Source organism: Burkholderia gladioli (assembly GCF_000959725.1).
Lineage (GTDB): Bacteria > Pseudomonadota > Gammaproteobacteria > Burkholderiales > Burkholderiaceae > Burkholderia > Burkholderia gladioli.
Genome location: NZ_CP009323.1, coordinates 4,371,497 through 4,397,478, shown reverse-complemented (window position 1 = coordinate 4,397,478; position 25,982 = coordinate 4,371,497). Strand labels below are relative to the sequence as shown.

The 25,982-nt window shown below is 69.6% G+C and carries 22 protein-coding genes; 11 read left to right on the top strand and 11 right to left on the bottom strand.

Features of this window, described 5'->3' with window-relative positions; genetic code table 11:
• Positions 1 to 54 precede the first annotated feature (54 nt).
• Positions 55 to 1,125, bottom strand: a complete 1,071-nt coding sequence (locus tag BM43_RS36290; protein WP_036050768.1) for a saccharopine dehydrogenase family protein — start codon at positions 1,123 to 1,125, stop codon at positions 55 to 57.
• A gap of 235 nt (positions 1,126 to 1,360) precedes the next feature.
• Here BM43_RS36290 and BM43_RS37755 point away from each other — a divergent pair, with 235 nt between their 5' ends.
• Positions 1,361 to 2,413 carry an FAD-binding oxidoreductase gene (locus tag BM43_RS37755; protein ID WP_052409049.1) on the top strand — a complete coding sequence of 351 codons (1,053 nt, stop codon included), beginning with the start codon at positions 1,361 to 1,363 and terminating at the stop codon, positions 2,411 to 2,413.
• 29 nt (positions 2,414 to 2,442) lie between these two features.
• On the top strand, positions 2,443 to 3,129 hold the full coding sequence (locus BM43_RS36280; RefSeq protein WP_036053292.1) for a M24 family metallopeptidase: 687 nt from the start codon (positions 2,443 to 2,445) through the stop codon (positions 3,127 to 3,129).
• A gap of 65 nt (positions 3,130 to 3,194) precedes the next feature.
• Here the strand turns inward: BM43_RS36280 and BM43_RS36275 are convergent, their stop codons facing one another.
• The 5 genes from BM43_RS36275 to BM43_RS36255 form a co-directional block, all read right to left on the bottom strand.
• Positions 3,195 to 5,000 (bottom strand): methyl-accepting chemotaxis protein, encoded by a 1,806-nt coding sequence (locus tag BM43_RS36275; protein ID WP_080741917.1) that lies wholly within the window; start codon positions 4,998 to 5,000, stop codon positions 3,195 to 3,197.
• 474 nt (positions 5,001 to 5,474) lie between these two features.
• Positions 5,475 to 6,221 carry a glucose 1-dehydrogenase gene (locus BM43_RS36270; RefSeq protein WP_017920763.1) on the bottom strand — a complete coding sequence of 249 codons (747 nt, stop codon included), beginning with the start codon at positions 6,219 to 6,221 and terminating at the stop codon, positions 5,475 to 5,477.
• Between the two features lie 262 nt (positions 6,222 to 6,483).
• Positions 6,484 to 7,245, bottom strand: a complete 762-nt coding sequence (locus BM43_RS36265) for a DNA-binding transcriptional regulator (protein ID WP_036050775.1) — start codon at positions 7,243 to 7,245, stop codon at positions 6,484 to 6,486.
• A gap of 136 nt (positions 7,246 to 7,381) precedes the next feature.
• Positions 7,382 to 8,101 (bottom strand): HpcH/HpaI aldolase family protein, encoded by a 720-nt coding sequence (locus BM43_RS36260; protein WP_036053295.1) that lies wholly within the window; start codon positions 8,099 to 8,101, stop codon positions 7,382 to 7,384.
• Between the two features lie 41 nt (positions 8,102 to 8,142).
• Complete coding sequence (locus BM43_RS36255) at positions 8,143 to 9,462, bottom strand: MFS transporter (RefSeq protein WP_036050778.1); 1,320 nt, start codon at positions 9,460 to 9,462, stop codon at positions 8,143 to 8,145.
• Between the two features lie 377 nt (positions 9,463 to 9,839).
• On the opposite strand from BM43_RS36255, the gene BM43_RS36250 reads away from it, so the two are divergent.
• From BM43_RS36250 to BM43_RS36235, 4 genes are read left to right on the top strand one after another with little or no spacing between them, the layout of a single operon-like run.
• The gene (locus BM43_RS36250) at positions 9,840 to 11,018 is read left to right on the top strand and encodes a porin (protein ID WP_036050781.1); all 1,179 of its coding nucleotides are present in this window, start codon (positions 9,840 to 9,842) and stop codon (positions 11,016 to 11,018) included.
• Positions 11,019 to 11,046: 28 nt separating this feature from the next.
• Positions 11,047 to 11,991, top strand: coding sequence for an amidohydrolase family protein (locus tag BM43_RS36245; protein ID WP_036050783.1), 945 nt, complete (start codon positions 11,047 to 11,049; stop codon positions 11,989 to 11,991).
• 45 nt (positions 11,992 to 12,036) lie between these two features.
• On the top strand, positions 12,037 to 12,663 hold the full coding sequence (locus BM43_RS36240) for a flavin reductase family protein (RefSeq protein ID WP_013698575.1): 627 nt from the start codon (positions 12,037 to 12,039) through the stop codon (positions 12,661 to 12,663).
• A gap of 42 nt (positions 12,664 to 12,705) precedes the next feature.
• Entirely contained in the window at positions 12,706 to 13,521 is an 816-nt protein-coding gene (locus tag BM43_RS36235; RefSeq protein WP_036050785.1) for a cupin domain-containing protein, read from the top strand.
• Positions 13,522 to 13,576: 55 nt separating this feature from the next.
• Here BM43_RS36235 and BM43_RS36230 read toward each other — a convergent pair whose 3' ends face one another.
• The gene (locus tag BM43_RS36230) at positions 13,577 to 14,578 is read right to left on the bottom strand and encodes a ketopantoate reductase family protein (RefSeq protein ID WP_036053297.1); all 1,002 of its coding nucleotides are present in this window, start codon (positions 14,576 to 14,578) and stop codon (positions 13,577 to 13,579) included.
• A 155-nt stretch (positions 14,579 to 14,733) separates the two neighbouring features.
• On the opposite strand from BM43_RS36230, the gene BM43_RS36225 reads away from it, so the two are divergent.
• Both BM43_RS36225 and BM43_RS36220 read left to right on the top strand, forming a co-directional pair.
• Positions 14,734 to 15,609 (top strand): fumarate hydratase, encoded by an 876-nt coding sequence (locus BM43_RS36225; protein ID WP_042283058.1) that lies wholly within the window; start codon positions 14,734 to 14,736, stop codon positions 15,607 to 15,609.
• On the top strand, positions 15,609 to 16,217 hold the full coding sequence (locus tag BM43_RS36220) for a fumarate hydratase C-terminal domain-containing protein (RefSeq protein WP_036050787.1): 609 nt from the start codon (positions 15,609 to 15,611) through the stop codon (positions 16,215 to 16,217). Before BM43_RS36225 ends, BM43_RS36220 begins: the two co-directional genes overlap by 1 nt.
• A gap of 37 nt (positions 16,218 to 16,254) precedes the next feature.
• Here the strand turns inward: BM43_RS36220 and BM43_RS36215 are convergent, their stop codons facing one another.
• Together BM43_RS36215 and BM43_RS36210 are read right to left on the bottom strand one after the other, a co-directional pair.
• Positions 16,255 to 16,950 (bottom strand): response regulator, encoded by a 696-nt coding sequence (locus BM43_RS36215; protein ID WP_161783335.1) that lies wholly within the window; start codon positions 16,948 to 16,950, stop codon positions 16,255 to 16,257.
• Between the two features lie 222 nt (positions 16,951 to 17,172).
• Positions 17,173 to 17,634 carry an H-NS histone family protein gene (locus BM43_RS36210; protein ID WP_080741919.1) on the bottom strand — a complete coding sequence of 154 codons (462 nt, stop codon included), beginning with the start codon at positions 17,632 to 17,634 and terminating at the stop codon, positions 17,173 to 17,175.
• Positions 17,635 to 18,156: 522 nt separating this feature from the next.
• Between BM43_RS36210 and BM43_RS36205 the strand changes: the two genes are divergently transcribed.
• From BM43_RS36205 to BM43_RS36195, 3 genes are all read left to right on the top strand, one after another.
• Positions 18,157 to 21,459: a hybrid sensor histidine kinase/response regulator gene (locus BM43_RS36205; RefSeq protein WP_036050789.1), complete on the top strand. Its 3,303-nt coding sequence runs from the start codon at positions 18,157 to 18,159 to the stop codon at positions 21,457 to 21,459.
• A 411-nt stretch (positions 21,460 to 21,870) separates the two neighbouring features.
• Complete coding sequence (locus BM43_RS41100; RefSeq protein ID WP_088555466.1) at positions 21,871 to 23,532, top strand: YadA family autotransporter adhesin; 1,662 nt, start codon at positions 21,871 to 21,873, stop codon at positions 23,530 to 23,532.
• 179 nt (positions 23,533 to 23,711) lie between these two features.
• Complete coding sequence (locus BM43_RS36195; protein WP_042283067.1) at positions 23,712 to 24,401, top strand: response regulator; 690 nt, start codon at positions 23,712 to 23,714, stop codon at positions 24,399 to 24,401.
• A 65-nt stretch (positions 24,402 to 24,466) separates the two neighbouring features.
• Here BM43_RS36195 and BM43_RS41095 read toward each other — a convergent pair whose 3' ends face one another.
• A complete protein-coding gene (locus tag BM43_RS41095; protein WP_036050791.1) occupies positions 24,467 to 24,715 on the bottom strand; it encodes a hypothetical protein in 249 nt (82 codons plus the stop codon).
• Positions 24,712 to 25,950 carry an MFS transporter gene (locus BM43_RS36190; protein ID WP_036050794.1) on the bottom strand — a complete coding sequence of 413 codons (1,239 nt, stop codon included), beginning with the start codon at positions 25,948 to 25,950 and terminating at the stop codon, positions 24,712 to 24,714. Before BM43_RS36190 ends, BM43_RS41095 begins: the two co-directional genes overlap by 4 nt.
• Positions 25,951 to 25,982 lie beyond the last annotated feature (32 nt).

The following is a 25,982-nucleotide window of genomic DNA, read 5'->3' as shown; positions in this document are numbered from 1 at the left end:
AACGTCGGTCGCTGCCGGCCGGCATGCCGTCGTCGGTCGAGACGAACGCGCGTTTCATACGATCTCCAGCGGCCCCGAGCCTGGCAGGCTGCTCACCAGGTCGGCCCCGATCAGCCTGGACGGCGTGTAGGCGCCGCCGGCCGGGCGAGTGCGCATCAGATGGTCGACCACGGCCAGCGCGCCGTTGACGGTGAGGCTGTACACATGGTCGGTACGCACGCGCGCCGTCCTGCACTCGCCTCGCGCATTGCGCACTTCCCCCCAGACATAGGTGGCCTGTCCGGCGCGCCGCCGCGCATCCGGGCCGGTGACGGTCCTGCCGATGCGGGCCTTGAGCAGGTCCTGCACGGCGCGCAGGCCCAGCAGCGGCCGGACCAGGTTGCCGAGCCGGGCGCCGAGGACCATGCCGGGCGAGGCGGGGATGAACACCTCGATATTGGGAATGCCCGTGGTGGCGTAGGCCGTGGACACGTCGCCCCACGGAATGGTCATGGCGTTCTTCTCGCCATTGCCGAAGTCGATCCGGCGCACGCCATGGGCGAGCGGCACCGTCACGATGCGCCCGTCGCGACGGACCTTGCCGCCTTGCGGCATGCCCTCGATCAGGGTCTTGGCGGTGCCGGGCGAAAAGCTCGAACTCGAATCGAAGCCGAGGGCGAGATGCGTGGCATCCGGCAGGGCGGCCTTGAGCGCGGCCGCGACGCAATCGGTGGGAATCACGTCGAAGCCGACGCCCGGGCAGATCGTGATGCCGGCCTGCCGGGCGCGTTCGTCGAGCGACCGGGCATGCTCGAACACGGCGATTTCGCCGGAAATGTCGAGGTAGTGCGCCCCGGCGCCGAGGCAGGCCTCCATCATCGGTGCCGCGGTCGCCGAAAACGGGCCGGCGCAGTGCATCACCAGCATCTGGCCGTCGACCTGCCGCGCCACCTCCCCGGGGCGATCGAGGTCGAACACGCGCGCCTCCAGGCCCAGCTCCCGGGCCAGCGACTCGACCTTGTCGCGGTTGCGGCCGGCCAGCACCGGCCCGAGCCCGCGTCTTGCCGCCTCGCGCGCGATCATTTCCCCCGTATAACCGTTCGCTCCGTAGAGCATCCAGTCAGGCGTGCTGTGCTGTTGGTTCATCGGCGTGGTCTCTGGTGCGAGTAGCGCTGCTTGTCGGTGCTGATGGCGGTTCGACCTTAACGTTCAAGTGGTATTGAAGGTCAATAGGCGCGCGAGGGCAAGGAGCGACTGGCCGAAGCGTGCCGGTTCTTCGCGGCATAGTGGTCCAGTTCCGGCGCCCGCAAGTGGTCCTTCAGCTCGTCCCCGACGATTCGTATAGTCACCCCCATGGAAGCATGACCACATGGGAGGCTCAATGCAGGCGCTGGTACAGAGCCTCGAACATCGAGGCGGATCCGTCGTGATCCTGGGTTTGTCCCCGGTGGACACGCCCTTGCACTATCAGGAAGGGCAATACCTGAGCATCGCGTTGCCGGGCACGGACGCGCATCGTTCCTATTCGATGGCTTCGCCTTGCCGCGCCGACGGCAGGATCGAACTCCACATCCGCCTGCATGAACACGGCCTGTTTTCGCGCATGCTGCGCGAGCAGATCGGGGTCGGCAGCACGCTGGCGTTGTCCGGGCCCTACGGCGATTGCATCTGGCGGGTCCCGGCCGATCAGGATGCCAAAGTGATCCTGCTGGCGACCGGAACCGGCATCGCGCCGCTCAAGGCGATGATCGAGAGGCACCTCGCGACGGCCGTGCGCAACGAAGTCTGGTTGTACTGGGGCGGCGACCGGCCCGGCGATCTCTACGCGGCCGACGTCTTGCGCTCGCTCGAGCGCGAGTACCGCCATTTCCATTTCGTGCCGGTCATGCGTACCGCGAGCCCGGCTTGGGAGGGCGCGACGGGTTTCGTCCAGGACGTGGCGGCCGCCGCCCATCCTTCGCTCGACGACGCGTATGTGTTCGCGTGCGGGGCGCCGGCCATGGTGCGAATGGCGCGCGAGCGACTGGTATCGCGCTGTGGCCTGCCCGAGGACAGGTTCTTCTTCGATGCGTTCGAGGCGTCCGCGGCTGCCGCCGTGATCGACGCGTCGCCTGACGCGAGCATCACGGTTGCCGTGTCGCTGCCCGACGGGACGCGCCGATTCCTGCGCTGCCAGGTCGGCGCGTCGCTGATGCAGGCGCTCGCCGCCGAGCACGTCGTGGAGGCCATCTGCGGCGGCAACCAGTCATGCGGCACCTGCCGCGTGAGGATCGACGAGACAGACCTGCCGAGGCTGCCGCCGATCTCGAGAGCCGAGAAGCGCCTGCTCGGCGCGCTTGCCGCCAGCGGGCCATTCGACCGGCTTTCCTGCCAACTGGACATGCGAGCCGAGCACGAAGGCCTGCGGCTGACCATACCCCCGAAAGACTTTTGACCAGGAAGACCATGCAAGACGAATCGCTCATGAACCCGCACGACAATCCGCTCGAGGCCGTGGGCCCGCATTACGACGCCGCCCAGATGCTGATCGCGCGCGAGCACACGCGCGCCGCCGTCGAGGCGATCGCCGCCGCCATGCAACCGGGCATGGCCGAATCCGAGGCGATCGAGACCGCCAAGGACATCCTGGCCGACATGGGGCTGCTGCGAGGCTGGCACGACGTGTACGTCCGTTTCGGCAGCAACACCGTGCAGATCGGCGGCGCGCCGGCCGACCCGCACCGCGTGCTGGGCGAGGACGACATCTTCCTGGTCGACATCGGGCCTTGCTGGCAGCACTGGGAGGGCGACGGCGGCGACACCTTCGTGACCGGCTCGAACCGGGAGATGGCGCGCTGCGCCGAGGACGTCAAGGCGATCTTCCACGAAGTGCGCCGCCACTGGCTGAGCACCGGCGCGACCGGCAGGCAGCTCTACGAGTTCGCGAAAGCCAGTACAGAGCGGCGTGGCTGGGAGCTGAACTTCGACTTGCCGGGGCATCGCATCGCCGATTTTCCGCACAAGGCCATCGTCAACGTGCCCTTGTCCGGCATCGAATTTCGTCCCTCGCAGCAGCTGTGGGTTCTCGAGATCCATATCCGCGACAAGGACCGTCGCTTCGGCGCGTTCTTCGAGGACATGCTGCTCGACGATTCGTATTTCGAGCGATGAGCGCTCGCGCGCGCGCCGATCGATGCTTGATGAGCACGGCGGCGCCGTCGCGCCGTGCGCTTCGTTCAGGCCGCCGCCGCTTGCCGCAACCGGAACAGCCCCACGATCCCCGACAGGCCATGCGCCTGTTCGTTGAGCGTCGCCGAGGCGGCGGTCGACTGCTCGACCAGCGCCGCGTTCTGCTGCGTGGCCTGGTCCATCTCGGCGACGCTGCGATCGATCTGGCTGATGCCGGTGCTCTGCTCGTTCATCGCGCCGTCGATCTCGCCGATCACGCGATTGACGCGCTCGATGCCCTCGACGATCTCGCGCATCGCCGCGCCGGCCGCCTGCACGCGTTGCGCGCCGGTATCGACGCTGGCTTCCGAGGACTGGATCAGGTCCTTGATCTCGCGCGCGGCCGTCGCGCAGCGCTGGGCGAGCGTGCGCACCTCGCCCGCCACCACCGCGAAGCCGCGGCCGTGCTCGCCGGCGCGCGCCGCCTCCACCGCCGCGTTCAGCGCCAGGATATTGGTCTGGAAGGCGATGCCGTCGATCACGCCGATGATCTCGGTGATGCGTGCCGAGGCGCGGGCGATCTCGTCCATCGTGCTGACCGCGCTGGTCACCACCGCGCCGCCGCGCGCCGCCGCCTCGCTGGCCGAGGTCGCGAGCCGCGAGGCTTCCATCGCCGATTCCGCCGACTGCTTCACGCTCGCGGTCAGTTCGGTGAGTGCGGCCGAGGTGTGTTGCAGGTTGCTGGCCGAAGTCTCGGTGCGTTGCGACAGGTCGCGATTGCCCATTTCGATTTCGTCGGTGGCCAGCTTCATGCTGTCCACGCCGGACTTCACGTCGTGCAGCACCGCGCTGATCTTGTCGACGAAGGCATTGAAGGAGGCCGAGATCTGCGCCACCTCATCGCGGCCGGCCACCGGCAGGCGATGCGTGAGGTCGCCGCCGCCCGAGCCGATGGTGTCCATCGCGTCGCGCACCCGCGACAGGCTGCGGAACGAGTTCGAGGTGAAGAAGGCCGCGAGGCCGACCGCGGCCAGCGTCAGCAGCAGCATCGCCACGCCCAGCGTGCGCAGCACCCGGCTCAGTCCCGCGGTGGCCTCGGCCTTGTCGAGCGCGATCACCAGGTACCAGTCGGTGCCGGCCACCGGCTGGGCCTTGAGCAGCTTCACCACGCCGCCCAGCGCGATCTCCATCGGCGCGCCGGCCTGGGCCAGCGAGGCGAGCGCGGCGGGCGTGAGCGCCTCGGCGATATCGGTGGCGGGCTTGAGCGCGAGCTTGGCGTCCGGGTGCGCGATGACCTGGCCGTCGCGCGTCACCACGAAGGCCAGGCTGGCGGGCGTCGGATGCACGGTGGACACCACCTCGCGCACGCCCTCGAGCGGCACCGCGCCGCTGACCACGCCGTCGGCCGCGCCGTTGCGCATCATCGGCGCGGAGAACGACACGTAGGGCGCACCCGTCGAGGAGTCGCCATAGGGCTTGGTGACCACCAGCGTGCCCGCGGCCAGCGCGGCCTTGTACCAGGGGCGCGCGGTCGGGTCGTAGCCCGGCGCGGTGCTGGTGGTCGAGAAAAAGCTCTTGTCGCTCCAGCCGACCGTGGTGATCGGGAAGCCGCTGGCGCGGCCCATGTGCTTGACGAAACCTTGCGGATCGCCGTGCTCGACGTCCTCGGCCGAGGCCTTGACCGCCTGCGCCTTGGCCTCCACCCACTTGTCGATCGCCAGCGTGTTGGCGCCGGCGATCGCGTCCAGGTTCTGCGCGATGGTTTCCATCGTGTTGGCGCGCACCGTGAAGTAGGCGGCGGCGCCCGACAGCGCGAGCGCGCCGATCACGGTGGCGGAGGAGATGATCAGGATGCGGCTTCGGAGTGAGGACATCATGGCCTTGGGAGGAGAGGGCGGGCTGCGCGAATCGGGAGGCGGTTGCGGTAATCGGGTACGGGGAATCGAGGGGGGGCGACGGCACCCGCTCATAGCGTCTACGGCGCGGCGCGCGAAAACTTGATGGCGGGAAGTCGGGACGGCGAGGCGCGGCGCGTCGGGAGCGCGGCGGATGGGACGATGGCGCGCAGGCTCGCGGCGGCGCGGCGTGCGCCAGGAACGCGCGAGGCAGGGAGGAGAGAGAAAGCCGGTTGAAAGGATGCGGCGCGTCGCGTGGGGGATGAAATGCGGGAATCGCCGCGAATGGCGGCCTGGAAGATCAGGCGAGCCGGTAGCGCGCCTGGTTCCGGTCGCGGTGGGCAGCGCAACCGGTACAGCCGGGGGCTTGCCCCGGCCTTGTGATGCGTCGATGGAGTCCGATCCGGCGCGCCTCGGGCCTGCCGTCCAGGGCCCGAGGCGCGCCGGCCGATCTCAGCGCAGGCCGCCGGCCGCGAGCAGATGCTCGCCGCTGATCCAGCGCGCGTCGTCCGAGGCCAGGAACACGGCCACGCCGGCGATGTCGTCGGGTTGGCCGGCGCGGCCCAGCGGCGTTTGCGCCACGAACTGCGCTTCCATCTCGGAGCCCGCGATGCCGGCCGCGTGCGTGCCTTCCGTCTCGACATAACCGGGGTTGATCGCGTTGACGCGGATCTTGCGCGGCGCGAGCTCCAGCGCCAGCACGTTGGTGATCGCATCCACCGCGCCCTTGGTGCCGGTATAGACGGCGGTGGTGGCGGGGGTGATCCGCGTCGCCGCCGAGCTGATGTTGATCACGCTCGCGCCTTCGCCCAGGTGCTTCGAGGCGGCCTGCGTGACCAGCAGCAGGCCCAGCACGTTGGTATTGAACTGACGATGGAAATCGTCCTCGGTGATGTCTTCCAGCGCCGAGAAGGCATACACGCCCGAGTTGTTGACGACGGTATGCAGCGCGCCGAATTCGTCGATCGCGGCCTGCACCAGCTTGGCGGCATCGGCCGCCTTCGACACGTCGCCGCCCACCGCCACCGCGCGTCCGCCGGCTTCGCGGATCTCGGCGGCCACGGCTTCCGCGCCCGACTTGCTGCTGGCGTAACCGACCACCACGGATGCGCCCTCGGCGGCGAGCGCCTTGGCGATTGCCGCGCCGATTCCCTTCGAGGCACCCGTGACGAGTGCGACCTTTCCTTCGAGCTTGGCCATGCTGTTCCTCACCTAGTGTGGACCGGTCGCCGCCAGGACGGCGACGCACCGGAGTGCCTTGTAATCTACGCGCGGCCCATCCCGGGAAAAAGCGTGAAGACTCGAATTTAGATGCCGGGTTTGGCAAACAATGGAATAGTCGCGAGTGCGAATTGTGCGAATTGCGCCAAAAGGCGAGCGGCCCCTGTCGTTACAGCGGCGATGGATGCGCGGGCACGGACGAGGGCGGCGCCGCCGCGATGCGCGTGCCGGCTCCGGCGCGCTACAACTGCTCGGAGATGCGCCGCGAGACGTCCTGCAGGCGATGCAGATAACGCTCGACCACCTTGTCGACCGTCAGCGCGGACGAGAACCAGGTCAGCCCGATCGAGGCCACCACGAAATCCTTCGCGATCACCGGCACCGCGAGCGTGCCCGACACGGGTCGCACGGTGGCGTCGCGCAGGCCGTAGCCGCGCTGGCGCGTTTGCTCCAGCATCGCCTGCACGGCCTCGCGGTCGTGGGCGAGACGATCCTCGGGATGATGGCTCTGGCGCACGATCTCCAGCAGCATCTCCTGTTCCTCCGGCGAGCAGAACGCCAGGTAGGCACGCCCGAGCGCGCGCGACACCAGGCTCAGCCGCATGTTGATCGATGAGTGCAGCAGCGACAGCGGCGAATAGGGAATGGTGCTGTGGCGCACCACCAGCGCATCGACGTCGAGCATGCCCAGGGCGATCGGCCATTTGATTTCCTCGGTCAGCGCGCGCACCAGCGGCCCGGCGATCTCGACCACGCGCGGCACGTGGTGATAACCCGAGTTCAGCGCGTTGACGCCGTCGAGCAGGCGGTATTCGCCGGGGCGCGCGCCGCGCGCGACCAGGCCCAGTTCCTCGAAGGTGCGCAGCAGCCGCACCAGGGTCGGCTTGGGCAGGGTGGTGGACTGATGCAGGCCGTCGAGCGTCGAGACCGGCATCTGGTTGAGCGCGCGCAGCAGGGCAATGGCCCGCTCGACCGCGCGGATCGACGAATCGCGTTCCGCCATCTTGGGGTTCCGGTCTGTCTCCGATCTTGTTTCTGGTTCGTATCGGCGCTCGGCGAGGGCCGGCGCGATCGCGTCTGATCCAGGCGGATTATCCCAGCTTTGCCGGCCGGCGGCGTCCCGGCCTGCGGCTGCCGTGTCAGGCCATCATCGCGAGCGCGCCACGGCGCAGCAGCGCCTGGTCCGAGCCGACCACGAACCAGCTCGCGCCCATCGGCTCGAACTCGCCGCATTCCTGGCTCTCGCCGATCGCGACGCCGCCGATCTTGCCGGCGCGGCGCGCGATGTCGAGCACCTCGACGGTGGCCTGCATCACCTCGGGCGCGCGCGCATCGGCGAGCCCGAAGGACAGCGCGAGATCGGCGCGGCCGACGAACAGCCCCGCCACGCCGTCCACCGCGGCGATCTCGGCGGCCGCCGCGCAGCCGGCGCGGCTCTCGATCTGGCAGATCACCGTGGTGCCGTTGCCGGCCTCGACCGCACGCTTCATGCCCATCGCGCCGTAGCCGGCGAAGCGCGGCGAACTCGAATAACCGCGCTCGCCGTCGAGGAAGCGCGTGCGCGCCACCAGGCGCCGCGCGTGCTCGGCCGAATCGACATGCGGCACCAGCAGGCCCGACACGCCGAGATCGAGCGCGGACTGCACGGTGGCCGGCTGCATGTCGGCAATCCTGACGAACAGCGGCAGCGCCACCGAGCGCGCGGCGATCACCATGATGTCGAGCGTGGCGCGATCGAAGGGCGCGTGCTCGGCGTCGATCACGGCGAAGTGGAGGCCGGCGCCGCCGAGGATCTCGATGATCTGCGGCGCGCCGGTCTTGACGAAGGTGCCGATCTGGCGCGGGAGGCTGGTTTGCATGGGCGTGGAGTCGTTGAAGTCGAAAGGGCAGGCGCGCCGGTTCAGCGCGCGGCGCTGGCCGATGCGGCGCGGCGGCTGGCGCGCTCCATCGCGAACGCGGTGGCGCCGAGCAGCAGCAGGCACAGCGCGGGCAGCAGCATCGCGTAGCTGGCGTGGCCGAGCGCCTTGCCGATCCAGGGCATCGCGTTCTGCGCGAGGAAGCCGCCGAAGTTGCCGATGCTGCTGATCGCGGCCAGGCTCGCCGCGGCGCGCCGGCCGCTGAAGTACTTCGAGGGCAGCGACCAGAAGCAGGGCAGCAGCAGCGAGGTGCAGGGCGTGCCGAACACCAGCGCGACGTAGCGCCAGGCCGGGTCGCTCACCAGCAGGCTGACCACGAAGGCCAGGCAGCCGATGGTGCCGATCGCGGCGGCCGCCACCCGCACCTGGCCCTCGCGCTTGAGCAGGCGCGGCACGGTGAGCAGCAGGATCGCCGTGAGCGCCCAGGGGATCATGGTCAGCAGGCCGTTGAACGAGCTCGACACGCCGAAGCCCTTGATCACCGTCGGCAGCCAGTAAATGATCCCGTACAGCGAGGTCAGCAGCAGCGTGTAGCCGAGCGCGAACAGCATCACCACGCGGTCGCGCAGCACCGCCCAGACATTGCCCTCGTGGTTGGTGGAGGGCGCCTCCTGGGCCACCATGCGCGCCAGTCGCTGGCGCTCGGCCGCGTCGAGGAAGCCGGCCGTCTCGATGCTGGCGGGCAGGCGCAGCAGCACGATCGGCGAGAGCAGCAGGGCGAAGGCGCCGGTCACGATGAACACCCATTGCCAGCCTGCATGGCCCAGCGTGCCGTCCAGCGACAGCAGCATGCCGCCGAAGGCCGAGCCGAGCATGTTGCCCAGCGCGCTGCCCAGCGTGAGCAGGGCCACCGCGCGCACCTGGTAGCGGCGCGGCAGCCAGACCGTCAGGTAATACACCACGCCCGGATAGAGCCCCGCCTCGGCGCTGCCCACCAGGAAGCGCAGCGCCGCGAACATCGAGCCCGAGGCGGTATAGGCCAGCAGCACGGTGGCGATGCCCCAGCTCAGCATGATGCGGAAGATCCACTTCGGCGCGCCGAAGCGATGCACGCCGAGCGCGCTGGGGATCTCGAAGATCAGGTAGCCGATGAAGAACAGCGAGGAGGCCAGCCCGTAGGCGGTCTCGGTCAGGCCGATCTGGTGGACCATCTGCAGCTTGGCGAAGCTGACGTTCATCTTGTCGATGACCGATACCAGGTAGGTCACCATGATCAGCGGCATGATGCGCCACCAGACGTGCCGGATCAGGCGCTCGTCGTGCGCGGTATCGGGCTGGGCCGCCGCGGCCAGGGAAATCTCCATGTCTCCTCCCACTCCATCGTGTCGGACCGGCTGTCTGCCGCCTTACAGGCGCGCGGTGCGCCGGTTTGTGTGCGTGTCTCGTGCGGGCCGGTACTCGATCGGTCCACGGCGGGCAATACTACGCTGCACCGATGGCCCTCTCCAGCGCGATTCGGCAAGATTTCGCAGTGCGGAATCATGGCGATCGATCCCTATTGGTGGCGGCGCCGGCGCGGACCCGACATTTCGCTCTGCGAAAAGTCACGGAAACGCGCTTGGAGCGACACGGCCTGCGTGGAACCATACGGGGCGTCGAAACGAGGGCGCCGCAGCGCGCTCCGGCAGCGACGCATCCGGCATCCGCGGCAAGCGGAGCCACGACATCGGGAGGAGACACCATGAAGACATCGCTGGCGCTGATCGGCGCCGCTGCCTGCGGCTTTGCCTGTGCCGCGCAGGCCCAGGGCAGCGTGACCCTGTACGGCATCGTCGATGCCGGTTATCGCTACAACAGCAATGCCGGCGGCGCGCCGCAGCACGCCATCGCGGGCGGCAACGAGAGCGCCTCGCGCTTCGGCATCACCGGCAACGAGGAACTGGGCGGCGGTTATCGCGCCGTGTTCACCCTGGAGAACGGCTTCACCACCACCACCGGCGCGCTGCAGGCCGGGCTGATGTTCGGCCGGCAGGCTTTCGTCGGGCTTGGCACGCCTTACGGCACCGTCACGCTGGGGCGCCAGTACCTGACGCTGTCGAGCTATCTCGGCCAGTTCGCCTCGGGCACCGACTGGGCCGCGCGCGGCGCCGGCTGGGGTTATCACCCGGCGGGCCTGGACGACGTGGACGGCACCGAGCGCGCCAACAACGCGATCAAGTACGTGAGCCCGCGCTATCGCGGCCTGCAACTGGGGGCGACCTACAGCCTGGGCGGCGTGGCGGGGCAGGTCACGCGCAACGAGATGATCTCGGCCGGCGCCGACTACCAGCAGGGCCCCTTCAAGTTCGCGGCGGCCTATCTGTACGTGAAGAATCCGAACTTCGCGCTGTTCGGCAACAACGCCACCAGCAGCGCGACCGGCAACAACTTCACCAGCCCGATCTTCAGCGGTTATGCCACGGCCGGCTCGCAGCGCGAGTTCGGCGCCGGCACCGCGTACGAGCTCGGCCACTTCACGCTGGGCGCGATCTACACGCGCACCAGCTTCGCCGACCTGGGCGCCACGCCCGTGACGGGCGCGAGCCTGCCCGCGGCCGAGCGCGGCAAGACGGCGACCTTCAACACCGCCGAGGCCAACCTCAAGTACCGCCTCACGCCGGCCTTGCAGTTCGGCATCGCCTACGCCTACACGCGCGTGAGTTCGTTCGCCGGCCAGAGCGGCGCGAGCTACCAGCAATGGAACCTCGGCGCCGACTATTCGCTGTCCAAGCGCACCGACCTGTATTGCGTGCTGCTGCACGAGAAGGCCGCCGGCATCGATTCCACCGGCCATGCCGCGGTGGCCGCGCTGACCTTCGCCACCCCATCGGCCAGCGATGCCCAGACCGGCTTCACGGTCGGCATCCGCCACCTGTTCTGAACCCGAGCTTCCCTTCACTGGAGACGACATGCCTGCCACGCCTCAAGCACCCGCCCTCGCGCTGTTCGATTCGCACGCGCACCTGGTGGCCGACGACACCACCCGCTACCCGCGCAATCCGATGCAGCGTTCGCCCAACGCGCCGCCGCGCCTGCCGGGCGTGATCGGCCTGCCGGGCGGCGCGCACGGCCCGAACCCGATCAACGAGGTGCCGGACGTGTCGCGCATGCTGCCGTGGATGGATCAGGCCGGCGTGGTCGAGGCGGTGGCGGTGCAAAAGCGCATGATCTATCGCTACGACAACAGCTACATCCTCGATTCCTCGGATGCCCATCCCGATCGCTTCTCGGCGGTGGTGATCCTCGACGCCGAGGCGCCGGAAACGCCGGCGCAGGTGCGCGGCTACGTCGAGCGCCACGGCCTGGCCGGCGTGCGCCTGTTCGGCGGCCGCGAGGCCGACGGCTCGATGCCCTGGCTCGCGTCGCCGCGCGCGCTCGAGACCTGGGCGGTGGCCAACGAGCACGGCATCGTGATGGACATCGAGGTGCTGGCGCGCGGCGGCGGCGGGCCCTCGGTGCCGGCCATCATCGCGCTGGCGCGACGCTTCCCGACGCTGCGCGTGGTGCTCGACCACATGCTCGAGCCCGAGGCCGAGGACGACAACTTCGGCTTCGACGAGCGCTTCGCGCCGCTCGCGGCCGAGCCGAACCTGTTCTTCAAGTTCACCTCGATCAACCTCGACATCTATCGCGAAACCGGCACGCCGGCCGATCAGGCGCTGCGCGCGGCGGTCGACATGTTCGGCGCCGATCGCATCATGTGGGGCTCGGATATCGGCACCTCGTCGGGCACCTATGCCGACATGGTGCAGCGCATGCTCGCGGCCTGCGCGCGGCTCACGCCCGAGGAACGCCACGCGGTGCTGTATGCCACCGGTCGCGCGGTGTTCGTGAAGGGCGGGGCCCGCGCCTGACGCGGCCGGTTTCAGGATTCAGGAACCCAGGACCAGGAGAGCCCCATGTTTCTCGACCCGGCGAACACGCCCGGCTTCAAGCGCACGCTGTTCAACGCGATCGTGGCGCCGCGCCCGATCGGCTGGATCAGCACCGTCAACGCGCGCGGCGAGGTGAACCTCGCGCCGTTCTCGCATTTCAACCTGGTCTCGACCGCGCCGCCGGTGCTGATGTTCTCCTGCAACGCGCCGGCCGACCGGCACGAGAAGGACACCGTCACCAACATCCGCGAGACCGGCGAATTCGTCACCAACCTCGTCACCTGGGCGCTGCGCGAGCCGATGAACACCAGCTCGATGAACGCGCCCTACGGCGTGGACGAGTTCGAGCTGGCCGGCCTCGAGAAGGCGCCCAGCGTGATGGTGAAGCCGCCGCGCGTGGCGGCCTCGCCGGCCAGCATGGAATGCCGGCTGCTGCGCATCGTCGACATCGAGCCCACCGGGCCCGGCGAGACCTTCAGCCGGGTGGTGTTCGGGCGCATCGTCGGCGTCCATCTGGACGAGCGCTTCGTGACCGAAGACGGCCGCTTCGACACGGTGCTGGCCGAGCCGCTCACGCGCCTGGACGGCAACCGCTACGCCACCGTCGGCAAGCTCGACGAGCTGGGCCGGCCGAGCCCGCGCAACGGCTGAGCAGGACCTTCCCCCTTACACAGGATTCATCGAGGAATCGACATGACGACAAACACGGAAACCGGCGTGCGCCGCGCGGCGGTGCACGACCTGGCGCCGGGCGCGGTGGCGCGCGGCCAGAACTTCTACGTGCAGTGGCTGGAAGGCGAGACGCGCGAGTTCGATGCGACGAGCGCGCACGAGATGCTGGTGCTGCTGCCCGAGGACGGCGCCGAGATCGCCGTCGGCGACGGGCCGGCGCAGCGCGTGCCGGGCCGCAGCGTCTGCGTGCTGCCGGCGGGCCGTGCGCGCGTGAGCCCGGCGCCGGGCGCGCGCGCGGTGCTGATCGCCTCGTCGCGGCCCGACCTGCCGGCCGGGGCGGCCTGCAACGCGGCCGATTACGCGGTGCCCGACGCGCGCATCGTCGGCAGCGACAGCGGCTACCGGCGCACGCGCGGAGCGGGCGAGCTGCAGGTGATCGGCATCGACGCGATCACGCCGCCGGCCGACAAGCCGCGCCTGAAGATGCTGCAGACCGACACGCTCAGCATCAACTGGGTCGAGTACCAGGACGCGCGCGATCGCTCGAAGCTGAGCCCGCACAGCCACGCGAATTTCGAGCAGGGTTCGCTGGCGATCGAAGGCGACTTCATCCATCACCTGCGCGTGCAATGGGGCCCCGACGCGAACGCCTGGCGCGAGGACGAGCACCTCGCGGCGGGGCCGGCCTCGATGATCGCGATCCCCGTGCAGCTGATCCATACCACCGAGGGCGTGGGCAGCGGCCGGCACCTGCTGATCGACGTGTTCTCGCCGCCGCGCGAGGACTTCATCGGCAAGGGTTGGGTGGCGAACGCCGCGGATTATGCGCGCGGCTGAGATCGGCCGCGACGCGGGCCGGCGGCGCGAGGCGCGTGGCGCATCGGCTCGCGCCTCAGCCCGCCGGCGTGGCGCGCAGCCGGGCCAGCGCCAGCACCGTGCGCATCAGCGGCGCCTCCACGCCGAGCCGTGCCGCGCATTCGAGCGGGGCGCCCAGGATCGCGTCGAGCTCGAGCGCTCGCCCGGCCTCGAGGTCCTGCAGCATCGAGGTCTTGACCGTGCCGAGCGCGCGCGACTGGGCCATGCGCGTGGCGATGTCGATCTCGATCGCGAGGCCCGCGGCCTTGCCGATCGCCAGGCACTCGCCCATCAGTTGCGCGTAGGCGGCGCGCGTGTGCGCATCGTCGAGCAGGCGGTCGGTGCTGGCCTGGGTCAGCACGCTCAGCGGGTTGGCGCAGGCGTTGCCGAGCAACTTGACCCACAGGTCGCGGCGGATGTCCTCGCTGGCGGTGGTCGGCAGACCCGCATCGTCCAGCACGCCGGCCCACAGCGCGCTGCGCTCGCTGACGCCGCCGGCCGGCTCGCCGATGGTGATGCGATTGCCGCTGTGATGGCGTACCACGCCGGGCGCGGGGCAACTGCAGGAGGCCATCACGCTGCCGCCGAGCACCTGGGCGAAAGGCAGCGCGCGCTCGACGCCGCCGTCGGGATCGACGCTTTGCAGGCGCAGCCCTTCGAGCGGCTGGCCCGGCACCAGGCAGAACCACCAGGGCAGGCCGTTGCCGACCGGCAGCACCACGCTTTGCGCATCGAGCAGCGGCGCGAGCGAGGCGGCCAGGCCCGGCAGCGACTGCGATTTCAGCGCGATCACCACCAGTTCCTGCGCGCCGATGTCCTCGGCGCGGGCATGGGCCTCGACCGGCACCCGCTGCTCGGGCGCGTCGGGGCTTTGGTAGCGCAGGCCGTCGCGGCGCAGCGCCTCGAGTGTGGCGCCGCGCGCCAGCAGCGAGACGCGATGGCCGGCGAGCGCGAGCCGGGCGGCGAAGTGGCCGCCGATCGCGCCGGCGCCGACGATGGCGATGCGGCGCGAAGGGCTGGCGGAGCGGGTGGCAGGCATCTTGAAAGCATCCATGGCGTGAGGGTTCGCGCATTGTCGCCGCGCGGCGGTGTGCGTCGAGCACTTTATGCCTGTTTTTCTCCTGGCGGAATCCTCCGCCGCGACACGCGCGTCGAATCCGGCACGCGCGTCCTCCCGAAGAAGGAACCATGACCATGGCGATCGACAGCGCGACCCTCAGGCGGGTCACCGCGCAACTCTACGAACGCTCGCTGAAGACGATCCCCGACGATACGCGCGCCTTCCTGGCCGACGCGGCCGACCGCGAGACCAGCCCGACCGGCCGCGCCACGCTGCGGATCCTGGTGGAGAGCGCCGACGGCGCGCGCCGCGACGATTCGCTGGTGTGCAGCGACGTGGGGATTCCCACCTACAGCGTGAAGATCGGCACGCGCGTGCGTTTCGACGGCCCGGTGCGCGCCGCGATCCGCGACGGCTTCGCCGACCTGGCGGCCTCGATCTCGCCGCCGATCCTGAAGATGGTGACCAACCCGCTCACGCACGAGCGCGGCCATGCCGGCAAGGACATGCCGATTGTCAGCTTCGACGTGATCGACGATGCCGAGCACGTCGACATCGTCTGCTCGCCCAAGGCGATGGGCACCGGCCGCTGGGAGGCGATCGAGGCCTTCGTCTACCCGAGCCACGCGCAGATCGAGCGCTTCGTGCTCGACACCATGCTGCGCGCGGGCTCGCAGCCCTGCCTGCCGCTGGTGATCGGAGTCGGCATCGGCGGCACCTTCGACTACGCGGCGCGCCTGGCCAAGGAGCAGATGATGCGGCCGTTCGGGCGCACCAATCCGGAGCCGATGTTGGCCGCGATGGAGCGGCGCCTGCTCGACGCGGTCAACGCGATGGGCTTCGGGCCGATGGGCACCGGCGGCGACACCACGGCGATGGCGGTGCATATCGACTACGCCGCCAGCCACGGCTTCGTGCCGGTGGCGGTCTGCTTCAACTGCTGGATCAACCGACGCACGGCCGCGCGGATTCATGGCGATGGCCGCGTCGAATTCCTGGAGGGCGCGTGATGAGCCGCCTGCATGAACTGAAGCTGCCGCTGGCGGCCGAGCCGGTGCTGGCGCTGCAACTCGGCGACATGGTGCGGCTGTCCGGCGAGATCACGGTCAGCATCGGCTTGCCGACCCACAAGCGGCTGGCCGAGGCGATCGAGCGCGGCGCCGAGCTGCCGGTCGACCTGCGCGGCGGGGCCTTCTTTCACCTGAGCACCTATGTGAACGAGACGCCGGACGGCCCCGAGGCGCTCTACCTGAACCCGAGCACCAGCACGCGCTACGACGCCTGGATGCCGACCCTGATCCGCGGGCTCGGCCTGCGGCTGGTGGGCGGCAAGGGCGGGCTCGACGCGGCCAGCGCGGCCGCGCTGCGCGAATGCGGCTGCGCCTACCTGTCGTTTCCGGGCGGCGGGCTGAACCTGCTGTCGCGCTCGCTGCGCCGCGTGGTGGCGCAGCACTGGACCGAGTACATCTCGCAGTTCCGCTTGCTGACGCTGGAGGTGGAACAGCTCGGGCCGGCCACGGTCGCGATCGACGCGCACGGCAACAGCCTGTATCAGCAACTGCACGAGCGCGCGACCCAGCGCATGCCGGAGATCGCGCGGCGGCTCGGGCATCCCTGAGGCGGCGGCGCCGCGCCTCGCGGCGCCTGGGCCGCGATCAGGCCTCGGGCGCGGGTTGCAGGCGCTCGCCGAGATCGAGGAAGCGGATGATGAGATCGGCATCGTTGTCCACTTCCATCTTCCTCATGGCCGAGCCTTTCTGGGTGCTGATGGTCTTCACGCTGCGGCCGGTCTGCCGCGCGATCTCGCTGATCTGCATGCCGCGCGCGAACAGGCGCACCACCTCGTATTCGCGCTTGCTCAGCATCACCATGCGACGGCGGCCGCTGGCCGAGGCGAGCTGCATGTCGGCCAGCCGCAGCGCCTGCGCGATGGCCGCGTCGAGGTACTGCTCGCCGCGCTCGATGGCGCGCAGGATCTCGGGCAGCTTCGAGAGCGCCGGGGTCGACTTGCTGAGGAAACCGGCCACGCCCATCGAGATCAGGCGACGCACCAGGATGATGTCGTCGTGCATGGTCAGCATGAGGATCTTCAGGTGCGGGAAGTCGTGCCGCAGGCGCTCGATCATCTGGATGCCGTCGTGCGCGCGCGTATCGCCGAACTCGTAGTCGCTGATCAGGATGTCGCAAGCCCGCGATTCCAGCGCCTGCTCGAGCGCATCGACGTCGGTGACCGATTCGACCACCTCGATGTCGGGCGTTCCCTCCAGCAGCTTCAGGATGCCGGCGACCACGATCGGGTGGTCGTCGGCCACGATCACCTTGATCTCACTTCGAAGGGACTGCGCTTCCATGGTCATGGCGGTTCGTGGTGGCGCGTATCGTGTCGACAGCGATGACGAAGGCGCGTGGCTGGTTGAAGGATTCGCGATGAGGTTGGCCCGAGCCCGAACGACATCCCCGCGCATGGAAAACCTGGAACACGGCATGGGGCGGCTCGATGGAGAATCGAAGGCCCTGCCGAGCCGGTTTCCGGGTCGGTGCCGGCAAGTCGCGCCGGCCGACCGGGGCTGCCGCTATCGTCCGAGCGGCTCGGGCGCGACGGCACCGGACACTGTCGCGCCGTCCGCGTTGGCGGGCAGCAGGTACAGGGAAAAATCCTTGTCGCGAATCCAGTCGGGCGGGCGGCCCCGGCCGGTCCAGGTGGCGCCGCTGGCTGGATTGTAGTACTTCGCCCGGCGCCTGGCGGTGCAGGGCGGCGGCATCAGTTGTTCCGGACGGAAACCGAATTCGATGATGCATTCGCGTAATTCCTGCAGCACGCGCTCGGCATGTTCGCGCCGGATTTTATCGAGTTCCTGTCGAAGCGAGGCCGTGCTTTTCTGATATTCCTGATAACTCTTCATGGTCTGTCGATTTCGATAGGACTTCAATCGAAACATCGCCGATTGGCCGGCTTGGATGCGATTCGCGGGCCGGGATGGCTCCGGAATCGAGTGCAATGTAGCAAGAATTCCTAATCGATAAAAGCGATTCATTTATAGGATTGTTCCTATTTTTAAAATCAGCTCGTTTCGATTATGTTCGGTGTGTGGTGTTTGGTGGATTTGCGTGTATTTTTATATTCGCCATCACCGGATTTCATTTCGTCGGGCCGGCCGCCTGCCCGGCGTGTTGCGATGCACATGAGCCGGTCGCGAGGCGGGACGCGCCGACTGGCGAGGCCGGGGCGAGGCGGTGCCAATTCCGGTGGTGCTGCGCCGCAACACCGGACGATCTGGAGGAGGCGGCCACCATGGCGATCGGCCCGCGTCCGGGCGCCGGCCGCGGGCATTTGCGCCGCGATCCATCCATGTCATGCTCCGGGATTGCACGGCGGCTCGCTCGCAGCGATGCTCGGGGACGTGTTCCATGAATCGCGCCCGGCGCCCGGCGCGGAAACCGGTTCGGATTGCAGAACGACGTGCTGCGCCGACCCACACCGAGGTGGCGAGCGGCGCCTCGCGCGGCGTCGCCCGGGCGGCATGTCGGTCCGACGGATCCAGGATGGAAAGACGAACATGGTCGGCGTCATCAAGCGACATATCAGGCGGTTCGGCCGTATCACGATAGGACGGCTGCATGCCCGCGATCCCGAGGACTTTCCCTCGCTGATCCTCCATACCGGCGGTGTCCTGCTGACGCTCGCGATCCTGGGCGGGGCCTATGCGGTAGCCCGGTTCGGCCTGCAGGCATACGTGGCCCAGCAGGCGGCGAGGTTCGACGCCCAGGCGGATGCCGTCAACCACATCTTTCATCGCATGGGCGGCGTCTACAACCGCTCGGCCGAGTTCTACGCGGCGCTGCAGGCGGCCGAAACCCGGCATCGCGATGCCTTCCATGACGGCCGTGCCTACGACCAGGGCGTCGGCTACCTCGCCCCGGATTGCCCGATGAACCTCTACGTGGCGGCACCGGTGGGCGACCCGCCCGACCTGGCCTGCTCGTCGCCCTTGTCGCGGATCGCGCTCGACTGGATTCATCGTTGTCCGAACTGCCTGCGCGAGGGCACGATGATCTTCGACGTGGCGGGACGCTACCTCGCCGTGATGCGCGATGAACGGCAGCCGGTGCAGTACGCCGCGGCCACCGTGATCGGGCAGAAGACCCAGGCCGCGCGCGCCGCGCTGGCGGCCGCGCGCGAACGGGGCAGCCGCGGCGACGGCGGCATCTGGCTCGCGCCGCGCTTCGATGCGCGGGAACAAGGCCACGTGGTCGATTACGTGAAGGCGTTCAGGCTGCCGAACGGCGCGCCCACGGTGCTGGTCCGGCCGGCCGTGTTGGAGGACTTCGTCAAGGAGGTGATGTCGATCGAGACCTTGCAGTCGACCGCGCTGGTCCATCCCGATGGCATCGTCGATTTCAGCCAGGGCCAGCCCGGCGCCGCGCCGCGCGAGCCGGCGCGCGCCGGGCTGAGGCCGGCCGCCGGGGACCGGCGCACCATCCTCTGGCGGGACTTCGCGCTCGACCTGCGCCGCCAGGGGCCGGCCCCGGACTGGGTGTGGGTGAATCGGGTCGATCGGACCCAGGTGCTCGGCGATCTCTGGCGCCCGGCGCTGGACCTCGGAGCGGGCTTCGCGGGCCTGCTCGCCGCGCTCTGGGCGATGATCGTGTGGTTCGACCTGCGCATCCTCGCGCCGGTCAAGCGCCGCGCGCGGCGCGGGCGCGACAGCGCGGCCTTCGAGCAGACCATGGCCAATTCGCTGCGGATCGGCTTCGCGGCCTTCCATCCATCCACGCGCCGCTTCGTGATCCGCAACACCCTGGCCGGCGAACTGTTCGATGCGCAGGCCAACCAGGCCGCGCTGGCCGGCCTGTTCGAGCGTGCCGCGGCGCACGATTTCGAGGCCGAGCCGCGGCTGGCCGTCGATCTCGAGCTCGACGGCCAGGCCGGCCCGCGCCACTACGAGTTCGCCCTGCGCGCGACCCGCTACGGCGATGCCGAGATCGTGCTGCTGGCGATCTACGACGTCAGCTCGCGCCATCAGACCGAGGCCCTGCTGCAGGACGCGAAGCTCAGCGCCGAGGCCGCCAATCGCGCCAAGGGCGATTTCCTCGCCATCATGAGCCACGAGATCAGGACGCCCCTGCACGGCGCGCTGTCCAATCTCGAGTTGATCTCCCTCGACGCCGACGATCCGGACCTGCGCAAGCGGGTGGACATCGTCTCGCGCGGCTTCACCTCCCTGATGGCCCTGCTCGACAACGCGCTGGATTTCTCCAAGCTCGACGCGCAGCTGTTCCGGCCGAAGCGCTCGAGCTTCAGCCTGCGCGGCCTGGTGGAGCAGGTGCTGCTGTCGGCGCGGCCGTCGGTGGGCGCGCATCCGGTGCGCATCAACTACGCGGTGGCCGACCTCGGCGCGCAGGCGATCGGCGACGAGCACCTGCTGCGCCAGGTCATCCTCAACCTGCTGCACAACGCGCTGAAATTCACGCATCGCGGGCGCGTCGGCGTGCAGTGCCGGCGCGGCGGCGGGCTGGAAGGCGGCGAGTGCCTCACGATCGAGGTCGCGGACACGGGCGAGGGGATTCCCGCCGAGGATCTCGATCGCATCTTCGCCCCCTACGTGCAGAGCCCGTCCTCGCGCAACGCGATGGTGCGCGGCACCGGACTGGGCCTCGCCTTGTGCGCGAAGATCTGCGAACTGCTCGGCGGGCGCATCGAGGTTCGCAGCGAGTTGCGGGCCGGCACCACCTTCACGCTGCGCCTGCCGATCGACTGGGAGCGCCAGCCGGCGCGAGCCTATGACTGGCCGGTTTCGGACGGGCGCAAGGTGTTCGTCCTGCTGGAGCGCGAGGATGCCCCCAACGACCTGGTCGAGGTGCTGCGCGCGGCCGGCTGGCAGGTCGAGGTGGGCGCCGCGGCGGCGCTGTCCGCCGCGGCGGCGCGCGAGCCGTTCGCCCTGCGCGTGCTGATGACGCGCGAACTCGCGGCGATCCGGCATGCCGCGCCGGTAGACCTGGTGGTGGCCGACGATGGACCGTTGCGGCCGGACTGCCGCGGCGATCGCTATGTGGTGTCGTCCTATTCGCTGGATGCGATCCGCGCGGCCTGGCAGGTGCTGCTGGGCGAATTCGGCCAGGCGGCCGCCGACGACGTGCCGCGCCTGCTCGCACGCGAGGATCTGCACGAGGCGCGGGTGCTGGTGATCGACGACGACGCGGTCTGCCGGCAACTGCTGCGCCGTCAACTGGCCGTGCTCGGCATCGAGCAGGTGGACGAGGCGGCGGACGGCGACGCCGCGCTGGCATGGGCCGGCGCGGCCCGCCACGCGCTGATCCTGACCGACCTGAACATGCCGCGCCTCGACGGACCGCGCCTGATCGAGGCGCTGGCGCGCGCGGCCGTCGATACCCCCATCATCCTGACCACCGCCGACGTGAGCTGGGAGCGCACGCTCGGCGCGGCCGGCGAGCGGCTCGCCGATGTCCTGATGAAGCCCTGGTCGCTCGATGCCCTGCGCGACGCGCTCGCGTTCGTGTTCCCGGTGGCCGAGCCGCAGGCCGAGGCTCGCGAGGGGCGGCTCGACGAGGCGCTCGCATCGATGCTCGCGACGGGTCTGCCGAGGGACTGGACTGCCGCGCGCGACGCATTCGCGGCAGGCGACCGGCAGCAGCTCCGGCGCGCCCTGCACAAGATGGCCGGCTCGCTGCTGTTTTTCAGCCAGGATCCTCTGGGGCAGGCCCTGCAGGCGCTGTCCCGGCGCTGCCTCGAGATGCCGGTCGAGACGCTGTCGGCTGAACTGGCCGCGCTGGAGCCGATGGTCGATGCCGCCATCGCGCGTCATGCGGGGCGAGGGGGCAACCCACTGCGCCGAAACTGACGCGACGCGTGGGCGATCGGCACGGCGGCGTGACGGCCGCCGCCTGGCGTGCGAGCTCCGTGTCGCCAGGCTGCCGGCATCATTGCTCCAGTTTTGCGAGAGCGGCGGGGTGCCGCCATCGCTCGCGGATTCATCCATGGTCCGCGACGGCACGACGACGGATCGGTCCTCTTCACCGTTTCCCGGATCGCGTCTAGGACGGTTCCTATATCGCAAATAGGGCGTCGACGATTCGTATCGTGGTGGATCTGAACTAACTTCGATTGACGTCGCGGTCAGGCATGACATCGGTTTCGGCATCCATGCCGCGATTGATCCGAAAGACTCGCGCCGGGTATGACGTCGAGGCGATGGCTTTCTCTGCCTATGACGACGTCGAGGTTTCCAATATGAGACTGGGAGAGAGACGACATGGACAAGCACGATTCCGGAAAATGGCGGCAAGCCGCCCCGCCGCCGTCATTTCGCGGGCAGCTTGATGTGGCGACGCAAGCGCAAGCCGGCCATGAAGCGTGGCCATGGTCGGTAGGGTCCGGCCGAAGCCGTACTGTGGAGGCTGTCCTTGCGTGCTTCGTGCTGCTCGGCATCGAGTCGCTGGGTACCGCGGGCGCCTCCGGCAGGCAGGGCGAGGCAATCTGTAAATTCATCACGCACGGCCAAACTGACGAATCATTCGACCTGAGCGGTATTCTCTCCTGCGTTTGCCGTGATGCCTGCCACCCTGGCCAGGCCCGGCTGAATCCGCGTCAGGCCACGAAGCCGGGCGATCCGCCAAGCCAGGGCGTGGATCTGTCGCTGAACGAGTCGATCGTGGCCGATGGACGATCGGCATCGAGCTCGATCGTCCAACGCGCGACGCAGGCTTCGATGCTTCCCGGGACGGAGGAACTTGAACGGGCGTCGGGCGAGATCGGTTCCCAGTCGGTCGCCTCAGGCCAGCTCGACAGCCGGGTATCGACGCTTCAGAGCCGCTTGTCGACCGGGCTGGCCTCGGCATCCCGCGAGGCGGGTGTTTTCGCGAACGGCGTGCGCATGAACGAGCAGGATCTCGCCCTGCTTTCCACCGCGACCTCCACGCAACTGGACGCGATTACGGCGGAGATGAGTGAGCTGTCGTCGGTGGATGATATTCACGCCAAGCGTATCGACACGGTCTCCCGACAGCTCGATTCGACCGACGTGCGGCTTCGCGCGTTGGCCGAGCGCATGTCGCCGCTGATGCGCGCGAATGACGAGGCACGACGTAATGGCAACGTCGTCCTCGCAACGGCGGCGGGAGGCGGCGAAGGTCGCATGATCGAGACACGGGGACCCGGCACGGACGCGGTGAGGCGGTCGCGAATCGACCCGGCCGGCTGCACCCAGGCCAACGGTTTCGATGCGACGGCCACCGGGCTATGCGCCGCCGCCGGGACGATCGCGGGGCGCGACGGCGCGCGCGAGAGCCGCCGCGCCGATGGCGCGACCGCCTACGGCGCCTATGCGCGGGCAAGGGAGCACCACGCCACGGCCGTCGGATTCCGCGCCCTGGCCGCGCGCGACGGTGCCGTCGCGATCGGCTATCAGGCCGGCGCGCTGGGCGCCCAGGCTACCGCGCTCGGAGACGGGGCGCGCGCCGACGGCGATCGCTCGGTGGCGCTCGGTGCGTCCGCGCTCGCCACAGGCCGGGGCGCGGTGGCGCTGGGCGCTGGGTCGATCGCCGATCGCGATGCGACGGTCTCGATCGGCTCGCCCGGCCGCGAGCGCCGTCTCGTCAACCTCGCGCCAGGCGTTGCTCCCGGCGATGCCGTGAACCTGTCGCAACTCGCCACGCTCGGGCGTTCGCTCGGGGACGTCGCGCGTCGCGCCTACACGGGCGTGGCGATGAGCATGGCGATGTCAGGCCTCTACCTGCCGAGCCTGAACCCGGGCGAGGTGGCGGCCGGGGTCGGCGTCGGCGGCTTCTCGGGCTACCGCGCGATCGCCCTGAACCTGAAGGGGCTGGCCGGCAACGGGCGATTGGGCTGGGGCGCCGGCGTATCGACCACCGGCCGCCTGACGGGATTCAACTTCGGCGCAGGTTGGAAGTGGTAGCGCGCTCGGGCGCCAACATCACGCGATGATTTCCGGCAAGGTCCGACGGTGCCACGTCGGCCTGCTGCGATTGCCCGGTGCGCGATTCGACGGCCGGGCCGCTCGCGCGCCTCGATTTTCCGCCGCGGGCCGCCTCGACGTGCCGGCCGTCGCGCATGCCATTCACTGGAGACAATGTCATGAAACAGCAGGATCGCGATTCCACCGGAACCATTCGCGTCGTGGTGGCCGACGACCATCCCGTCGTGATGGTGGGCATCACCAGGATGCTCGACCACGAGGCCGACATCACCGTGACGGCCAGCGCCTGCGACCCGGCGATGCTCGGCACGGTCCTCGCCAGGTCGTCCTGCGACGTGCTGATCTGCGATTACGCCTTCGACCAGGCCGGCGCCTTCGACGGCCTGCCGCTCATCGAATGCCTCAAGCGCAGCCATCCCGAGCTCAGGATCCTGATGCTGACCATGCACGACGACCCGGCCCTGGTGCGCAAGCTGTTCGGGATCGGCGTGCGCGGTTTCCTGTGCAAGGCGAACGCGACCTTCTCGCGTCTCGCCGCCGCGGTGCGCACCGTCGCGGCCGACCAGCGGTACATCGATCCCGAGGTGGCGGTGGCCCTGTCCGGCGCGCAGCTCGGTTTCCTGTCGAAGCAGGGCGAGGGGCGCCGCGCGACGCTGACCAAGCGCGAATACGAGGTGGTGCGGATGATCTCGCGCGGCATGCGGGTCAGCGAGATCGCGCGCCAGGTGTGCCGCAGCGTGAAGACCGTCAGCACGCAGAAGGCGTCGGCCATGAAGAAGCTGGCGGTGCGCAACGATATCGAGCTGGTGGTGCAGTTCAGGGGCCTGGAGCCGGGCAACCAGGCCTAGCCTAGCCGGGCGGGCTTCGATTCAGCGAGCTTGGCGCGCGGCGCGCGAGGTCGTCGTGGCCCGCCTCATCCGCACAGGGAAAAGCCCGTCAGCAGGGCGAGCATCGACGAGGGCGTGAGCCAGGCCGCGAAGGTGACGGCCAGCAGCGCGGCCGCCAGCAGGCCCAGCAGCACGCCGCGCAGCGAGGGCCGCCCGGGCAGCCCGAGGCGGGCCGCGCTGTGCCTCGCCTGCCGGGCGGGGCCGGGCGAGACCTCACGGCCCGCCCGAGTCGCGCTTGTCGCCCAGGCGGTGCGGGGATCGCGGCGCGGCTTCATACCGGCTGCGCGGCGGGGGCCGGGCCCGACAGGCGCGGCACGCTGCGGTCGTTGATCGGCAGGTGCAGCAGGCCAGCGGCCACGCCGAGCGCCATCGAGCCGTACCAGAGCGGCAGGTAGGAGTGGGTGGCGTCGTAGACGACGCCGCCGAGCCAGACGCCGAAGAAGCTGCCTAGCTGGTGGCCGAAGAACACGAAGCCGAACAGCGTCGCGATATAGCGCACGCCGAACACCTGCGAGACCAGGCCGTTGGTGAGCGGCACCGTGCCGAGCCAGATCAGGCCGGTGACGAAGGAGAACAGGTAGAGGCTGGCGGGCGTGAGCGGCAGCAGGATGAACAGCGCCATCGAGATCGCGCGCGTGAAGTAGATGCCGGCCAGCAGGTACTTGCGCCGCCAGATGCCGCCGGCATAACCGCACAGGAAGGTGCCGAGCGTGTTGGCCAGGGCGATGGTGGCCAGCGCGATGCTGGCCTGGCGCGCGCTCATGCCGCGATCGAGCAGGTAGGCCGGCATGTGCGCGGCGATGAAGGCGAGCTGGAAGCCGCAGGCGAAGAAGCCGATGTTGAGCAGCCAGAAGCCGCGATGCGTGAGCGCCTCGCGTACCGCGGCGCGCATCGTCTGGTGGCTGCCGCCCTCGGCGCCGCGCGCCGGCGGCCGGTCGCGCAGCCAGGCCGCGAGCGGCGCGGTGGCCAGCATCACGGCGGCCAGCACGAAGCTGGCGCGCACCCAGCCGATCGAATCGATCATGCCCTGCGCGAGCGGCACCATCACGAACTGGCCGAGGCCGCCGATGGTGCCGGCCATGCCGAGCGCCCAGCCGCGATGCTCGGCCGGGAACAGCCGCGAGAGCGCGCCGTATACGGCCCCGAAGGCGGTGCCCGACAGCGCGATGCCGACCATCAGGCCGGTGCCGAGCGTGTAGACGCCGGGCGTGGCCGCCAGCGCCATCACCACCAGGCCGAGCGCGTAGAGCACGGCGCCTGCGAAGATCACGCGCGCCGAGCCGTAGCGGTCGGCGATCATGCCGGTGAAGGGCTGGGCGATGCCCCATAGCAGGTTCTGCAGCGCCAGCGCGAGGCCGAAGGTCTCGCGGCTCCAGCCGTGATCGAGCGTGACCGGCATCAGGAACAGGCCCTGCACGTTGCGCACGCCCAGCGCGCCGCCCATCACGATGCCGCCCATGATCACCAGCAGCCAGCGGTGGCGCCAGGCCTCCTCGGAACGGATCTGCATAGGTCTCCTTCTCATGTCGCGCGGCACGCGTC

Coding starts and splice junctions, on each gene's coding strand:
- BM43_RS36265 (WP_036050775.1), bottom strand. CDS start 7,245: ATGGCGGAACGCGATTCGTCGATCCGCGCGGTCGAGCGGGCCATTGCC.
- BM43_RS36260 (WP_036053295.1), bottom strand. CDS start 8,101: ATGCAAACCAGCCTCCCGCGCCAGATCGGCACCTTCGTCAAGACCGGC.
- BM43_RS36250 (WP_036050781.1), top strand. CDS start 9,840: ATGAAGACATCGCTGGCGCTGATCGGCGCCGCTGCCTGCGGCTTTGCC.
- BM43_RS36220 (WP_036050787.1), top strand. CDS start 15,609: ATGAGCCGCCTGCATGAACTGAAGCTGCCGCTGGCGGCCGAGCCGGTG.
- BM43_RS36230 (WP_036053297.1), bottom strand. CDS start 14,578: ATGCCTGCCACCCGCTCCGCCAGCCCTTCGCGCCGCATCGCCATCGTC.
- BM43_RS37755 (WP_052409049.1), top strand. CDS start 1,361: ATGCAGGCGCTGGTACAGAGCCTCGAACATCGAGGCGGATCCGTCGTG.
- BM43_RS36240 (WP_013698575.1), top strand. CDS start 12,037: ATGTTTCTCGACCCGGCGAACACGCCCGGCTTCAAGCGCACGCTGTTC.
- BM43_RS41095 (WP_036050791.1), bottom strand. CDS start 24,715: ATGAAGCCGCGCCGCGATCCCCGCACCGCCTGGGCGACAAGCGCGACT.
- BM43_RS36190 (WP_036050794.1), bottom strand. CDS start 25,950: ATGCAGATCCGTTCCGAGGAGGCCTGGCGCCACCGCTGGCTGCTGGTG.
- BM43_RS36270 (WP_017920763.1), bottom strand. CDS start 6,221: ATGGCCAAGCTCGAAGGAAAGGTCGCACTCGTCACGGGTGCCTCGAAG.
- BM43_RS36210 (WP_080741919.1), bottom strand. CDS start 17,634: ATGAATCGCTTTTATCGATTAGGAATTCTTGCTACATTGCACTCGATT.
- BM43_RS41100 (WP_088555466.1), top strand. CDS start 21,871: ATGGACAAGCACGATTCCGGAAAATGGCGGCAAGCCGCCCCGCCGCCG.
- BM43_RS36205 (WP_036050789.1), top strand. CDS start 18,157: ATGGTCGGCGTCATCAAGCGACATATCAGGCGGTTCGGCCGTATCACG.
- BM43_RS36225 (WP_042283058.1), top strand. CDS start 14,734: ATGGCGATCGACAGCGCGACCCTCAGGCGGGTCACCGCGCAACTCTAC.
- BM43_RS36280 (WP_036053292.1), top strand. CDS start 2,443: ATGAACCCGCACGACAATCCGCTCGAGGCCGTGGGCCCGCATTACGAC.
- BM43_RS36235 (WP_036050785.1), top strand. CDS start 12,706: ATGACGACAAACACGGAAACCGGCGTGCGCCGCGCGGCGGTGCACGAC.
- BM43_RS36290 (WP_036050768.1), bottom strand. CDS start 1,125: ATGAACCAACAGCACAGCACGCCTGACTGGATGCTCTACGGAGCGAAC.
- BM43_RS36195 (WP_042283067.1), top strand. CDS start 23,712: ATGAAACAGCAGGATCGCGATTCCACCGGAACCATTCGCGTCGTGGTG.
- BM43_RS36245 (WP_036050783.1), top strand. CDS start 11,047: ATGCCTGCCACGCCTCAAGCACCCGCCCTCGCGCTGTTCGATTCGCAC.
- BM43_RS36215 (WP_161783335.1), bottom strand. CDS start 16,950: ATGGAAGCGCAGTCCCTTCGAAGTGAGATCAAGGTGATCGTGGCCGAC.
- BM43_RS36275 (WP_080741917.1), bottom strand. CDS start 5,000: ATGTCCTCACTCCGAAGCCGCATCCTGATCATCTCCTCCGCCACCGTG.
- BM43_RS36255 (WP_036050778.1), bottom strand. CDS start 9,462: ATGGAGATTTCCCTGGCCGCGGCGGCCCAGCCCGATACCGCGCACGAC.